This is a genomic window from Flavobacterium lacus (assembly GCF_003268815.1).
Taxonomy (GTDB): Bacteria; Bacteroidota; Bacteroidia; order Flavobacteriales; family Flavobacteriaceae; genus Flavobacterium; species Flavobacterium lacus.
The window spans coordinates 1-15414 of sequence record NZ_QLSV01000001.1; the positions used below are offsets into that span (position 1 = coordinate 1).

A 15414-nucleotide genomic window follows, 5' to 3' on the forward strand; every position below is an offset into this window, starting at 1 on the left:
GGTAAATAAATCGACTGCAGCATCGGTTTCACATAAAACAGTAGCATCACTTGTTCCTGCATTTGGGATTGGATTGATGGTTACCGTTACCGTTGCCGAAGCAGGCGGACATTCTGTGGAGGAACTTACATTATAGGTAAAAACAAATGGACTATCTGCCACTGATAATTGAGTAAAATCCAGAGTTCCCAAATTACCATTGATCGTGGAAAAAGGTCCTGTCCAAACTCCTGTATTAAAAGGAGTTCCTCCTAAGTAATCAAATAAATCAATAAAATTAGTAGTCGCTAAATCATCTTCACAAAAAGAAACAACTTCATCTGAACCGGCATTATTCCTCGGTTGAATCGATACTAATACTTCTAATCTTTCATCACTTTCGCAAGGCGGATCTACAGTGGTGGCATAATACGTTTGACCATCTATTAATGGTGTATCCAATTCTAGTGGTAACGCAGATGAACTTGTTAAATACCAGTTATTATCTCCGCTAGCATTCAAATTGGCAACTGTGGGAAGATTTAGAGGGTCTTGACAAAAAGTCTGAACAGCAGCTCCGGTTGGCACAGGAACAACTCCTATACTAACAAAAACTGAAAGTCGAGATGTTTGACAACCTGTGTCTGGATTTGTTTGGCTAGCATAATAAATTGTATTGGGAATTAATACTGTACTTTGAGACAGCGGTGAACCACCACTCGGAACATTATACCATTGCACATTATTTCCTATTGCAATTAAACTTGCAATTGTAGCCTGTTCTGGGGAATCAACACAAGGTCCTTGAAAATTTTGTCCGGTGGGTGCCGAATAAATCGTTACAATAACTCTAACTCTAGATCCACAATTACCTAAACTATTGTCTGCAAAATAGTCTTCACCATTCACTAAACCTAAACTAGAAGTTAACGGAGTCGTTGATGTTTCGGTGGCAAACCAAGCCACTCCCCCTCCGCTATTTATTGCTTGTAGGCTAGCAATTGTTGGCGATTGAATATCGCAAAACGATTGATTTAGATTTGTAACTGTTGGGCATTGAGCAACAACTGAATTTCCTGAAAACAATAAAAAACTCAGTAATAGCGTACTAGAAACTAATTTTGTAAAGTTAAAAGGAATAATTATTTTGTAAAAATAACCCATAAATGATTGAGTTTATAGTCTTTAATTTGCAATTTTTGTATTTGAATCTGTATCAAATTGAAGAATATATCCACCTTTGTTTGAATATCCTACGTTTGAATCTTTTATATAATAAAATTTATGATTTAACTGTTCTGAAATTTCATCTTTCGCCAATGCTTCAAAACTCTTGTCTTGAAACAATCTAATCAAAGCATCAAAAGTGATATCAAAACCTTTTATGACTTCATCAGACGCTTCAAAACTATATTTCCGTTTAAAATCGGCTTTAAATTTTTCAACTTCATTAAAATTATTTCGACTGGAATAAGATGGATAAATGGTCTTCAAAGCTTTAAATCGCATTTCCGAAAAACCCTCTTTTTGAATCGACTCTTTGGGTTCTATTAAGGCTAACTGGATAGTATATTCTTTGGAATGCTTCAACAAAACTGTGGTAGTATTTAGTATCAACCCAATTTTATCGGTGTTGAGGAGAACGAAATTCTTTCTGTTTAAAATTAATTCTTTGGTTAACGCTTCATCTTCTAAAACATCTTTCCCTGAAATAGTGACAAATCTGGCTTTTGGATAATTTTGTAAAATAAAATCTTCATTTAAAGCACTCGCTGCATCACTGACAACTACTAAATTTCCGTTTTTATCTGAAATATATTTTAAAACCATCAATGCCAAATCATTTTTGGAAGGAATACTAACATAAGTTGTTGCTGATTTTTGTGCACTTTCTTCGAAACTACTTACAAGAAATGGAATAGTATTCTTAGCTGTAAACTCTGCAATTCTTTCTGAATTAATTCCTTCCGAATAATAAAAAACAGCTTTTGATTTATCAACATTATTTTTCTTTAAAGAAGAAACATCTGCTTTACCTTCTTTACTAATTTCAATTTGAATATTTTTCATTTCAACCATCACTCCCATATTTTTAAGAGAATCAATTGCAAAATTCGCACCGGCAAAAACTTCAATTTCTTTGGTTGGTTCTGCAATTGGGTTTTGAATAAAACTCAAATATTTTTCAGCTGAAAATGATGTTAAAAAAGTAATTTCCTTTTTCTCAATTTTATTGATGGTTTTAAGAAGACCCGTTGGTTCAACATTATTTTTTGATGTTGGTGTTCTTTTTGTTTCAACTGTAGTAGCCTCTGTTTTTTTATATTCCGAAACTTTATCAGAAGGCATTTTTATAATTGTTCCTGCCTTTACACCTTCATTCATAATCGGATTCATTTCAATCAATTTATCTTGGGAAACACCTGCCATTCTTGCCAAACCAAACAATGTTTCTTTTGGTTGAATTTCATAATCAATCCAATTATTATTTGCAGATTCTAAGTTAACCGATTCTTTTTCAACTAATTTTACTTCTGGTTTTTCTTCTTTTTGAGGTTCTGAAATCACTACTACTTCTTCAACTTTCTCTATTTGGGTTGGAGTTTCAACAACTTTAGGTTCCGATTTGATTTCTTCTGCTCTTGAAGTTTCTACAACTTTTACTTCCTGTTTTGTTTCAGACTTTTCAACTACACTTGAAGAAGCTCTTCCCGGTATTACAATTCGTTGTCCGGTTTGAAGCATTCGAATAGTTTGTGGATTTTTTTGCTCTAATTCTCCAATTGTTACGCCATATCGTTTTGACAACCCGTATTTTGTTTCTCCTTCTTGCACTAAATGAAATTGACCATTTTCATCATTTTCTTTTGAATTAGATTTAACCGGAATTTGTAAAATCTGTCCACTTCTTAAAACTCCAACTAAATTATTTGCATCCATCAAATCATCAACCGTCAGTCCGTATCGTCTTGAAATTCCGTACAAAGTTTCTCCGGGAAGAACTTCATATGTTATAAAATTTGATGCGGAAAAACTTGATTTTGTATTTTGTGATTTTGTTGGATTCGTATCGACTCCTCCTCTGATTTCCAATTGATGGCCAGCTTGAAGCATGTTGACAATATGCGGATTTTGTCTTTCCAATTCTTTTATCGAAACACCATATCGTTTTGAAAGTCCAAACTTAGTTTCACCAAATTGAACATTGTGTAAAATAATTCCATCAACCGATTTGTTAGAACTATTCTCCGATTTCACATTATTTGATTGAGAAATTATAACTGATTTTGGAATACTAATCACCTGACCTTCTTTGATTCCATCAAAAATATCCGGATTCAGTTGATATAAATCGTTTGGTGTGACTTTATATTTTCTGGCAATGGAAGATACTGTTTCGCCTTTAATAACGGTATGTTTGGAAGTATTTTCCTGAGCGAACCCAAAAAAAACAGTCAATTGAAAAACAATTAAAAACAGTAAAGTATGTTTGTTCATTTGTTGATTTTGCAATAGTAAATAAAAACTTACTTTTAATGTATAAATTTAAAAAAAAACCTTCAGAAGTAAATCACTTCTAAAGGTTGTTATTAAGATTGTTATTAACAATTTTTTAATATACAAAAATGGCTCTTTCCCCCATAAAATCATTTACTTCACTTGCTACTTCTTCGATGATTTCCTCGTTTGTATGATTCATAATTACTCTATCAATCATTTCAACAACAGTTTCCATATCTTCTTCCAATAATCCTCTGGTAGTAATTGCAGGTGTTCCTACTCGAATTCCGGAAGTTACAAAAGGTGATTTATCATCAAAAGGAACCATATTTTTATTGACCGTAATTTCAGCTTTTACTAAAGCATTTTCAGCTTCTTTTCCGGTGATGTTTTTATTTCGTAAGTCAATCAGCATCATGTGATTATCTGTTCCCCCAGAGATAATATCGTAACCTCTCTTCACAAATGCTTCCGCCATTGCTTTCGCATTTTTTTGAACTTGAAGAGCATATCTGAAAAATTCATCCGACAAAGCTTCTCCAAACGCAATCGCTTTTGCTGCAATAATATGTTCTAATGGTCCACCTTGATTGCCCGGAAAAACTGCAGCGTCTAACAATGACGACATCATTCTTATTTCGCCTTTTGGTGTTTTAATTCCGAATGGATTTTCAAAATCTTTACCCATTAAAATCAAACCGCCACGGGGTCCGCGAAGGGTTTTGTGCGTTGTAGTTGTAATAATATGACAATACGGAACAGGGTCATTCAATAAGCCTTTGGCAATTAATCCCGACGGATGCGAAATGTCTGCTAACAAAATCGCACCAACGCTATCGGCAATTTCTCTGAAACGATTAAAATCCATATCACGAGAATAAGCAGAAGCACCGGCAATAATCATTTTCGGATTTTCTTTTGTAGCTATTTCCTGGATTTTATCATAATTTAATCGACCTGTTTCTTTTTCTACTCCGTAAAAAACCGGATTGTATAACCTTCCTGAAAAATTCACCGGAGAACCGTGCGTTAAATGTCCGCCATGTGATAAATCAAAACCTAAAATTTTGTCTCCCGGTTTTAAACAAGCAAAAAATACGGCTGTATTGGCTTGCGAACCAGAATGCGGTTGAACATTCGCATAATCAGCACCAAATAAAGCTTTTGCTCTATCAATAGCGATTTGTTCCACTTGGTCCACCACTTCGCAACCCCCATAATAACGTTTGCCAGGATATCCTTCGGCATATTTATTTGTTAGTACGGAGCCTGCTGCTTCCATGACTTGATCGCTCACAAAGTTCTCAGAAGCAATCAATTCCAATCCGTGAATTTGTCTGTCTTGCTCATCTAAAATAAGCTCAAAAATTTGTTCGTCGCGTTGCATTTGATAATATTTCGTTAAATTGAGCTCAAAATTACGAAAATCGTTTGTTAAATTAATAGTTAATAATATATTTGATTGATAATTTTTCAACATTTAATAAACACCCAAATATGCCCATAACAGCAAACAACCCGAACAGAAAATCTTGGATAGATGTCCAAAAAGACAGTGATTTTCCTATTCAAAATATTCCTTTTGGCGTTTTTTTAACCAAAGATGATATTATAACAATTGGAACACGTATTGGAAATTGTGCCATCGATTTGGGAGCCATGCAACAATTAAACTATTTTGAAGGCATTGAATTGACCGACGATATGTTTATGCAAGACACGTTAAATGATTTTATTTCGGATGGAAAAAAAACGTGGCGATTGGTAAGAAACCGAATTGGCGATTTATTTGATAGTGAAAATCCAAAATTAAGAGATAATAAAGCTCATCGCGATATCATTATATTTGATATTAATGAAGTGGAAATGCAACTGCCGGTTTTAATTGGCGATTACACTGATTTTTACTCCAGTAAAGAACACGCTACTAATGTCGGAAAAATGTTTCGTGATCCTGAGAATGCTTTGTTACCCAATTGGTTGCATATTCCTGTAGGCTATCACGGAAGAAGCTCCACAATTGTACCATCCGGCATTCCTGTTCACCGACCAATGGGACAAACCTTACCAAACGGTGATACACAACCTGTTTTTGGTCCTTCACGATTAGTAGATTTTGAATTGGAAACCGCTTTTATTACAACAGATGCTAATATTATGGGAGAAAATATTCCGGTGACTGAAGCTGAAGATTATATTTTTGGAATGGTTTTATTGAATGATTGGAGTGCAAGAGATATGCAGAAATGGGAATATGTGCCACTTGGACCGTTTTTGGCTAAGAATTTTGCTTCATCCATTTCGCCATGGATTGTTACTATGGATGCCTTAGAGCCTTTTAGAACGAAAGGTCCAAAACAAGAGCCTGCCCCACTTCCTTATTTGCAACAAAAAGGAAAACATGCTTATGATATTAGTTTGGAAGTTTATTTAACACCAAATAATGGCGAACCTGATTTGGTGAGCAAATCAAATTTTAAATATATGTATTGGTCAATGGCTCAGCAATTGGCTCATCATACTTCCAATGGTTGTAAAGTGAATTCGGGTGATATGATGGGATCGGGAACGATTTCCGGACCAACTCCTGAAAGTTTTGGATCGATGCTGGAATTGACTTGGGGAGGGAAAAACCCAATTAAATTATCGAATGGTACAGAACGAAAATTCATTGATGATAATGATACCATAACAATGAAAGGCTACTGTAAGAACAGTCAGATTCGAATTGGGTTTGGCGAGGTTTCGAGTAAGTTGCTTCCTTCGTTTGTGAGAAAATAATAATTGGCTCCGGTTTTTTAACCGGAGTTTTTTTTATGTTTATTTTTCTTTTGTCTATTTTCTTTTCTCTATTTTTCTCCTTTTACTTCTTTTATAGCACGATTCTAGCCCGGATTGAAGTGGAAAGCCTTTTGCAGGATTGTTGTACTTTTTCTTGGCGAAAAAAAGCGACCAAAGGAAGCTCTTTTTTTGCCTTAGAAAAAAACAACAAGACAAAAAAGCTTGAAACGGAAAGCCGGATTAGCTTCAAAAAAAAATATATATTTGCTAAAATTTTAACGGATGAAAAAAATTACTTTTTTACTTGCTTTTTTTATTTTGGCCTCGTGTGGCGTGAAGCAGACGATGAACAGATTGACTTCGGGCGATTATGACGGTGCGATACAATCGGCCGTAAGTAGTTTGCGAGGCAATAAAAATGCGAAAGGAAAACAGGATTATATTTATTTGTTAGAGGAAGCGTATGCGAAGGCAAAAGAACGTGATTTGCGAAATATTGAAACGTGGTCGCAGGATGCAAGTCCGGTTAATTTGGAGAAAATTTTTACTACATATATTAATTTGAACAACCGCCAAGAGTTAATTCGGCCTTTGCTTCCGCTGAAATTATTGAAAGAAGGTCGGGATGCAATTTTTCCGATGGAGAATTATTCGACGGAAATTGTAAACAGTAAAAATGCTTTGTCTAATTATTTGTATACGAATTCTAAAAATGCTTTAAAAACCGCAAACAAACTGCAGGCTCGAGCTATTGTGGATGATTTGGTTTATTTGAATCAGATAAATCCGGGTTTTAAAGATGTGAATAGTTTGCTGGAAGAAGCTCGTTTTAAAGGAACTGATTTTGTGCACGTTTACACGAAAAACGAAACGAGTATTATGATTCCGGTTCGTTTGCAAAATGATTTGTTGGATTTCAGTACGTATGGTTTAAACGATAAATGGACGGTTTACCACAGCAACAGACAACAAGGAATTGTGTATGATTTTGGAATTATTTTAAATTTTAGGGAGATTAATATTTCGCCGGAGCAAATTCGAGAAAAAGAAGTTACGCAAGAAAAACAGATTAAAGACGGTGTAAAAAACTTAGTGGATGCGAATGGAAATATCGTTCGCGACAGTCTAGGCAACGCGATAAAAGTGGATAAATTTATCACGGTGAAAGGAACTGCCTATCAGTTTACGCAATTTAAAGCGTGTCAAGTGACGGCGAAAGTGGATTATATTGATTTTAATACTAATCAGTTAATTAATGCATATCCGTTGGCGAGTGAGTTTATTTTTGAACATATTTATGCCACCGTTCGCGGTGATCGAAGAGCGTTTGATGAGCAGTTTATTTCGTATTTTGGACGAAGAGCGGTTCCGTTTCCTAGTAACGAACAAATGGTTTATGATACGGGTGAGGATTTGAAAGCGAAGTTGAAGGATATTATTAGTAGAAATAGAATTAGACGATAGTACTAAATTATAATTATGAAATTAAAATTTGCTATATTTTTTTTATTATTATTCGTAAAATCGTTCTCTCAAAATTTTGAAGGAGAAATAGTCTACAAAAATGTTTGTAAAAGCAATAAACCTGATTGGAAAATTGAGTACTGTCAACTAATAACCGATTCAATTCAAAATTTTTATTATAAGAATGGAAGTTATAAATACAGTCATCCTAAAAATGAAAATTGGACTATTTTTAAACAAAAGGAAAACAAAATTTATACTAAAACGAAAAAAGGAAAAATATTCTGGAAATATACAAATTCCTATAATGACAGTATAGTAAATGTGACAATTAATAAAAAGGTTTTAAATATTCTTGGTTACGACTGTGATGAATTAATTCTGGAAACTATTAGCGGTATTCAGAAATACTATTACAACTCAAAATTATCTATAAATCCAGAGCTTTATAAAAATCACAAATATGGTAATCTTTATTCTATCACTTTAATTACAAAGTCCATTCCATTAAAAACAATATTCATTATAGAATCTCAAGGTTTGGTATTAGAAAGTACGGCTATTAAATTAGACATAGATATAATAGATAAGAAAATTTTTTTAATTCCAAAAAATATAGAAATAGAGGACGGAAATTTTTAAATAAAAAAAAACGATTTACTCTATATATTTTATAATAAATCAAGTTTTTTCTTCAGCATATTTTTTTTGAAAATTTTTTGTAACAACCTTAAAGGAAACTATTGTAAAAGTTCTTCAAGCCGTCTATGTCAATCCCATCGTGTGATTCATCGTAAACACATTTTCCTTCTTTAATTAATAGGATTTGTGGCGATTGATGCATCACGTTAAACCGAGTGGCTATTTCGTTTGAAATATTTCTGTATTCTAATAAGTCTAAAAAATACGGTTGTAATTTTTCTCCTGAAAAATCATATTCATTTTCAAAGTTTTTCAAGGCAAAACGGCTGATACTACATCGTGTGCTGTGTTTAAAAATTAAAACCGGTTGCTGATGCGATAACTCGATAAGTTCATTAATCTGACCTAAATCAGTTAACATCCTCCATCCTACTTTGGATGAATTTCCCTCTTCTGAATTCCCGAATAAATTAGTGAAAAAACTCATTTTTGACGTGTTTTAAGACATTTTGACTTGTTTTCGGATGTGTTTCATTCAAAAATCAGTCATTTTGTCTTGGTTTTTGATTTGGAATAGTAGTTGACTAAACCTCAACAAAGATATCAAATTATTAGGCATTTAATTGTCCAAAAAAATAAAAACACAACAAATGAATTTAAAAAATTTAACTATTAAATCGCAAGAGGCTTTGCAACAAGCTCAGCAAATTGCACAAGGTTTTGGTCAGCAACAACTGGAAAACGAACATATATTTAAAGGAATTTTAGAAGTTGATGAAAACGTAGCTCCATTTATTTTGAAAAAAATGAATGTGAATGTCAACTTGTTTTCGCAGATTTTAGATAGCGCGATTCAAAGTTTTCCAAAAGTTTCCGGTGGCGAAATTATGCTTTCTCGTGAAGCCGGAACGATGTTGAATGAAGCCTCCATCATTGCTAAAAAAATGAATGATGAATATGTTTCGATTGAACATCTACTCTTAGCCATTTTCAAATCCAAAAGTAAAGTCGCTCAGATTTTAAAAGATCAAGGTGTGACTGAAAAAGGTTTAGGAGCTGCGATTTCTGAATTACGAAAAGGCGAACGCGTAACCTCTGCTTCTGCTGAAGAAACGTATAACGCGTTGAATAAGTACGCCAAAAACCTCAACGAATTAGCCAAAACAGGAAAACTTGACCCAGTCATTGGTCGTGACGAAGAAATTCGCAGAGTGCTGCAAATTTTATCACGTAGAACCAAAAACAACCCGATGTTAGTGGGTGAACCTGGTGTCGGTAAAACTGCCATTGCCGAAGGTTTAGCTCACCGAATTGTAGATGGCGACGTACCCGAAAACCTAAAAGACAAAATTGTTTTTTCGTTAGATATGGGTTCGTTAATTGCCGGTGCAAAATACAAAGGTGAATTTGAAGAACGCTTGAAATCGGTTGTGAAGGAAGTCATTGCTGCCGAAGGCGACATTGTGTTATTCATTGATGAAATCCATACACTTGTAGGTGCCGGTGGTGGCGAAGGTGCGATGGACGCTGCTAATATTTTGAAACCTGCCTTGGCCCGTGGCGAGTTGCGTGCGATTGGTGCAACGACTTTAGACGAATACCAAAAATATTTTGAAAAAGACAAAGCTCTCGAACGACGTTTTCAGAAAATCATGGTCGATGAACCAGATACTGAAAGTGCAATCTCGATTTTACGTGGGATTAAAGAAAAATACGAAGCTCATCACAAAGTACGCATCAAAGACGAGGCCATTATTGCTGCCGTTGAATTATCGCAACGCTATATTTCCAATCGATTTTTACCGGATAAAGCGATTGATTTAATGGATGAAGCCGCTTCTAAATTGCGAATGGAAATCAATTCCAAACCAGAAGAATTGGATGTTTTGGATCGAAAAATAATGCAGTTAGAAATTGAAATTGAAGCGATTAAAAGAGAAAACGACGAATCTAAATTAAAAATTTTAGGACTGGAATTAGCCAATTTAAAAGAAGAACGCAACGAGATTTTTGCCAAATGGAAATCAGAAAAAGATGTGGTAGATGCCATTCAAAATGTAAAATTAGAAATTGAAGATTTCAAGCAAGAAGCGGAACGAGCTGAACGCGAAGGCGATTACGGTAAAGTAGCTGAAATCCGTTACGGAAAAATCAAAGAAGCTCAAGAGCGTTTGGATAAATTACAAATTCAATTACAAGAAAATCAATCCGGAACTTCATTGATTAAAGAAGAAGTAACGCGTGAAGATATTGCGGAAGTCGTAGCCAAATGGACCGGCGTTCCGGTAACCAAAATGCTACAAGGCGAACGTGATAAATTATTAAAATTAGAAGACGAATTACACCATCGTGTCGTGGGACAAGAAGAAGCCATTGAAGCCATTAGCGACGCTGTTCGCAGAAGCCGTGCCGGATTGCAAGACATGAAAAAACCAATCGGAACCTTTCTTTTCTTGGGAACAACCGGTGTGGGAAAAACTGAATTAGCCAAAGCGTTAGCAGAATATTTATTTGACGACGAAAACGCAATGACTCGAATTGATATGAGCGAATACCAAGAACGTCACGCCGTGAGCCGATTAGTGGGTGCTCCTCCGGGCTATGTGGGATACGATGAAGGTGGACAATTGACCGAGGCCGTGCGTCGCAAACCATATTCTGTCGTGTTACTAGACGAAATTGAAAAAGCTCATCCAGATACGTTCAATATTTTATTGCAAGTCTTGGATGAAGGTCGACTAACCGATAACAAAGGACGCGTAGCCGATTTCAAAAACACCATCATCATTATGACCTCCAACATGGGAAGTCATATTATTCAAGAGAAATTTGAAAATTTAACAGGTGGATTAGAAGCCGCAACCGAAGCCGCCAAAGCGGAAGTGTTAGGTTTATTAAAACAAACCGTTCGTCCGGAATTTATCAATCGGATTGATGAAATTGTAATGTTCACGCCATTATCCAGCACAAACATTCGAGAAATCGTTGGTTTGCAATTGAAAAGTGTTACCAAAATGTTAGCTCAGCAAAACATTACAATGGATGCCACTCCGGAAGCAATTGATTATTTAGCGAAGAGAGGTTATGATCCACAATTTGGAGCCAGACCGGTGAAACGAGTGATTCAACGCGAAGTATTAAACAAATTATCAAAAGAAATTTTGAGCGGAACCGTAAAAACCGACAGCATCATTTTACTCGACAGTTTCAATAACGAATTGGTTTTTAGAAACCAAAGTGAGTTAGTGAAGTAAGTAGTTTTCTTTGGTAGCCTCAGATTCACAGATTTTCCTTTGAGATTTGATAAAATAGTAGAATATTAAGCAGCGGATCAGCGGCTAACTTAAATCAAATAAATTAAAATAAATAGTTTTTTCATAAATTGATTAGTTAAGTGGAGAGCACCAACTCAGCAATGAGTTGGTGTTTTTTTTACAAAGTATTCACAGTAATTATATACTTTTATCACGAAATTTGAGTTATATATTCATTAAACAACCCCTATGAAATCATTAATTTGCTTACTGTTAGTCACGCTAAATTCCTTTGCACAAACAAATCCAGAGTACAACAAAAAACTAAACCACACCGTTTCTGGTGAAAAAGTCTATTTGGAAAGCGAAGTTGATATCAAACCCAAATTAATGTATGGCGAAAATGCGATGCAACGTTTCATTGCTCGAAATATGAAACAAGACATCAAAGAACCATTAGTTCCCAAAATTGTATGCAGTTTTATAGTAGAAATCGACGGAACCATCTCTGACATCAAAGTATTAAATTCTATCTCAGCACATTACAAAGCACAAACTATCAAAGTATTCACTAAGTTTGACGAACCGTGGTATCCTGCTGTCAAAGATAAAAAGCAAGTGCGTTGCCAATACGTTTACACTATCAATTAATTTTGACAATCAAAATCAACTTGATTTAAAATTCATCAGGTTAAAAAAAGTCTAAATCTTCTTCAAAACTTTCTCAATTGTTTAAATTTGTAATTCAACTTTAAAACAATTGTTTTGCGTATTCCACTCTTTTTTCTTCTTTTAGTTAACCTTTCTTTCAGCCAAAAAGTAAATTTTGAAACAACTGTTGATGATGCTTTTCGTAAAGCCAAAAAAGAAAACAAATTGGTTTTTATAGAGTATTACAACGAAGAATGTACCATCTGCAAAAGCATTGAGCCATTGTTTTCCAACAAAGAAATGGCTGATTTTTACAACAAAAATTTTGTTAGTTACAAAATTAACACCAAAGGCGGTCTACAAGGAAAAGATAGTCTTTTTATGGCTGAAACTAAAATAAAATTCCAAGGTGTTCCCTATTTTATGTTTTTTGATCAAAACAAAAATTTCATTCACTATTCCGGTGCCAAAAGCGATTTAGACTATCTGTTAAACATTGGTAAAACCGCACTCAATCCCGAACAGCGAACCGGAAGTCTTCAAGCAAAATATGATGCCGGAGACCGCACAATCAAAACCTTGTATGCCTATACCGATGTTGCTCAATTGTATCAAGATGACGAATTAAGTAACACCATTTCCAATCAATTATTTGAGGTTTATCCTAAACAAAATTTAGGAACTAGGCAGAGTTATTTAATTCTGAAAAATTCTGTTTTTTCCATTGATAATGGATTTTTTATCTATTGGTATCAAAATCGATCCAACCTAAAAGACTTTGAAAAAGGTTCAAAAAGCGGCGAAGAAATTAAAGTGTTAGAGAGAATTGTATTAGAATCCATCCAAAAACAAAAATCAAATTGGGATTTAATTCAAATCGAAAAAGTAAAAGAATATACCATCGGATTAGGACTATCTAAAAGTGGAAATGATTTTTTATGGGAAGAAGAAGCTCAACTCCTGCTCAAAAACAATCAACATTCCGAAGCTATTTTGTTAATGCAATCACTGTTAGAAGAAAGTCAGAATAACCTTTTTTCCACTTTATACATCACTGAAATTTTTCTCAATTTCACATTAGATAAAGTGACTTTGCAAACTATTTTATCCGAATTAGAAAAGCTAACTAAGCAAGAAATGGACGTTGAACAAAAGGCAGACATGTACTATCAACAATTACTATGCTTAAAAAAATTGAAAGAAGATAAAAAGTTGGATGAATTAAAAAAAGTAGCTACAAAATTTTATTCAGATCACACGTTAGATATTACCAATCTAAACAAGATATAAAAAAAACACCAACCGGCACAGTTGGTGTTTCAACTTAACAAACTAACTAGAGATCTATTGCGAATAATAGATTCTGTTTATCGGTATGATTGTTCCTTTTTTCAAAATCACTTTATCATCTGTAATTCCCCAAATGGTAGTTTCTACTACTCGTTTAGTCAACTCATCTTCAAAGTAAATTTTGGTTTTAATGTGTTCTAAATTGCCCAGTGCCAATGCTCTCGCGAGTCCGGCGATTCTGGTTCTTTTCAATTGTTTGTCTTCCAAAACATCAACCGGAGGAAAGTGTAACGATTGAATCGTCTCTTTTTCGATAGGCTCGAAAAAAGTAGTAGCAGTTTCTATCATAAATATGTTTTTTAATTATAAAACTTAAAAGTCCTATAAATTCTATTAATCGGAATACCAATACCTTGCGTTAAAATCACACGGCTTTTGGTCACGCCGCATACTTTTGCTTCCACAACTTTTTTGGACAGATTGTCTTCAAAATAAATTTTAATCTTAAAATAATCAAGATTACCAAAGGTCAAAGCCATTTTCAACTCAGTAATACGTTGATTAATTGCTTCATTTCTGCTTAAAACATCGGACTTTGGGAAGACGAGAGAAGAAATTTTCTCGTTTTCGATGGACTCGTAAACAGTAGCCATAGTAGTTAATTTAGGTTAATAATAGATTTAAGGGGACTCAAATTTAACATAAAAATTTAAATAACAACATTTTTATTGATATTTTTTTAATTATTTTTTAATGAATAGGGAAATTTGCAGTAAATAAAGTTGTTTTTCTATCTAAATCATCAACTTGAAACCTGCAAACCTGAAACTTGAAACCTCAAAAATCACTTCGCTTACTCTATGGAAGTCGGATGAAACAGATAAAAACAGATTTTCACGGCTTTTGATAGCTTTGCTTTTCGGGATTAAAAAGGATTTGTCTTAAGAACACTTCCTTTTAAACAAATCCCAACTTTTAACTAACGACTCCTAACTACCAACCTGCAACCTGAAACTTGAAACGCTTAAACTAATTTTCAATCGGGCGTGCCCCTCCAACAAGTTCCGGGTCGGGCTATCCGCTGCAAGTCCTCGTTCGTCGTGCCTCCTCTCTGTGGGCTTTCCGCTTCTATCCCTCACGCGGGTGAAGTGCTAGGAAGAGAATCGCATTTAAAATAGTAGTGTACCTTAAAAGAAATATTGTATTTTAGTGTAAAAAAAGAAAACGAGAGACATTTTAGCGTTTCGGAATGCACAAAACAACATAAAATCTCAACCTTCATGACCAAAACCAAAGTTGAACTAATCAATTTTTCAAACGAGCTGCACGAACCTATCAAAACACTCAATTATGAATGGCTAGAAAAGTATTTTCGTGTGGAGGCTAGTGATCGCATTTCACTTTCCAATCCAAAAGAACAAATTATTGACAAAGGCGGATTTATTTTTTATGCCAAATTAAATGATGAAATTATTGGCACAGCTTGTTTATTAAAGAAAACAGAAACAATTCTTGAGTTAGGAAAAATGGCCGTTACCTCAAAAGCACAAGGGAATAAAATTGGAACATTACTACTGGAACATTGTTTAACCGTGGCAAAACAAAAAAACATCAAAACGATTATTTTATATTCAAACACACAATTAGCATCGGCTATTCATCTTTATAAAAAGTATGGTTTTAGGGAAATTGAACTCGAAAAAGGACTGTATGAAAGAGCAAATATAAAAATGGAAAAAGAGGTTTGAAAATTAATTTAAATGTTGTAAGGAAATAGTTTAAAGTAGTAAATGACTGGATTATTTCATGATCCAGAGAAGGGGTTTGATGCTAGTAAAATCCTTAAAAAAAA

13 protein-coding genes are annotated in these 15414 nt (G+C 34.3%); 7 read left to right on the forward strand and 6 right to left on the reverse strand.

The window, feature by feature from the left end; translation table 11 throughout:
* The 3 genes from B0I10_RS00005 to glyA all read right to left on the reverse strand — a co-directional run.
* Window positions 1-1143 (reverse strand): hypothetical protein (locus B0I10_RS00005; protein ID WP_146740280.1); only part of this gene is annotated, 1143 nt, incomplete at its 3' end.
* Between the two features lie 21 nt (window positions 1144-1164).
* Complete coding sequence (locus tag B0I10_RS00010) at window positions 1165-3477, reverse strand: LysM peptidoglycan-binding domain-containing protein (protein WP_112084442.1); 2313 nt, start codon at window positions 3475-3477, stop codon at window positions 1165-1167.
* Window positions 3478-3592: 115 nt separating this feature from the next.
* The gene (gene glyA / locus B0I10_RS00015) at window positions 3593-4867 is read right to left on the reverse strand and encodes a serine hydroxymethyltransferase (RefSeq protein WP_112084742.1); all 1275 of its coding nucleotides are present in this window, start codon (window positions 4865-4867) and stop codon (window positions 3593-3595) included.
* Between the two features lie 110 nt (window positions 4868-4977).
* Here glyA and fahA point away from each other — a divergent pair, with 110 nt between their 5' ends.
* The 3 genes from fahA to B0I10_RS00035 all read left to right on the forward strand — a co-directional run bounded on the left by fahA (window position 4978) and on the right by B0I10_RS00035 (window position 8367).
* Complete coding sequence (gene fahA, locus B0I10_RS00020) at window positions 4978-6261, forward strand: fumarylacetoacetase (protein ID WP_112084443.1); 1284 nt, start codon at window positions 4978-4980, stop codon at window positions 6259-6261.
* A gap of 282 nt (window positions 6262-6543) precedes the next feature.
* Entirely contained in the window at window positions 6544-7725 is a 1182-nt protein-coding gene (locus B0I10_RS00030) for a hypothetical protein (protein WP_112084445.1), read from the forward strand.
* Between the two features lie 15 nt (window positions 7726-7740).
* A complete protein-coding gene (locus tag B0I10_RS00035) occupies window positions 7741-8367 on the forward strand; it encodes a hypothetical protein (RefSeq protein WP_112084446.1) in 627 nt (208 codons plus the stop codon).
* A gap of 88 nt (window positions 8368-8455) precedes the next feature.
* Here the strand turns inward: B0I10_RS00035 and ytxJ are convergent, their stop codons facing one another.
* Window positions 8456-8854 (reverse strand): bacillithiol system redox-active protein YtxJ, encoded by a 399-nt coding sequence (gene ytxJ / locus B0I10_RS00040; RefSeq protein ID WP_112084447.1) that lies wholly within the window; start codon window positions 8852-8854, stop codon window positions 8456-8458.
* A gap of 163 nt (window positions 8855-9017) precedes the next feature.
* Here ytxJ and clpB point away from each other — a divergent pair, with 163 nt between their 5' ends.
* The 3 genes from clpB (at window position 9018) to B0I10_RS00055 (ending at window position 13562) form a co-directional block, all read left to right on the forward strand.
* Window positions 9018-11621: an ATP-dependent chaperone ClpB gene (gene clpB / locus B0I10_RS00045; protein ID WP_112084448.1), complete on the forward strand. Its 2604-nt coding sequence runs from the start codon at window positions 9018-9020 to the stop codon at window positions 11619-11621.
* Between the two features lie 249 nt (window positions 11622-11870).
* A complete protein-coding gene (locus B0I10_RS00050) occupies window positions 11871-12272 on the forward strand; it encodes an energy transducer TonB (RefSeq protein ID WP_112084449.1) in 402 nt (133 codons plus the stop codon).
* Window positions 12273-12386: 114 nt separating this feature from the next.
* Window positions 12387-13562: a thioredoxin domain-containing protein gene (locus tag B0I10_RS00055; protein WP_181456857.1), complete on the forward strand. Its 1176-nt coding sequence runs from the start codon at window positions 12387-12389 to the stop codon at window positions 13560-13562.
* Between the two features lie 54 nt (window positions 13563-13616).
* On the opposite strand, the gene B0I10_RS00060 is transcribed toward B0I10_RS00055, so the two are convergent.
* Both B0I10_RS00060 and B0I10_RS00065 read right to left on the reverse strand, forming a co-directional pair.
* Window positions 13617-13910 carry a hypothetical protein gene (locus B0I10_RS00060; RefSeq protein ID WP_112084451.1) on the reverse strand — a complete coding sequence of 98 codons (294 nt, stop codon included), beginning with the start codon at window positions 13908-13910 and terminating at the stop codon, window positions 13617-13619.
* Between the two features lie 11 nt (window positions 13911-13921).
* Window positions 13922-14215 (reverse strand): hypothetical protein, encoded by a 294-nt coding sequence (locus B0I10_RS00065; RefSeq protein ID WP_112084452.1) that lies wholly within the window; start codon window positions 14213-14215, stop codon window positions 13922-13924.
* Between the two features lie 627 nt (window positions 14216-14842).
* Here B0I10_RS00065 and B0I10_RS00070 point away from each other — a divergent pair.
* A complete protein-coding gene (locus B0I10_RS00070; RefSeq protein WP_112084743.1) occupies window positions 14843-15310 on the forward strand; it encodes a GNAT family N-acetyltransferase in 468 nt (155 codons plus the stop codon).
* Window positions 15311-15414 lie beyond the last annotated feature (104 nt).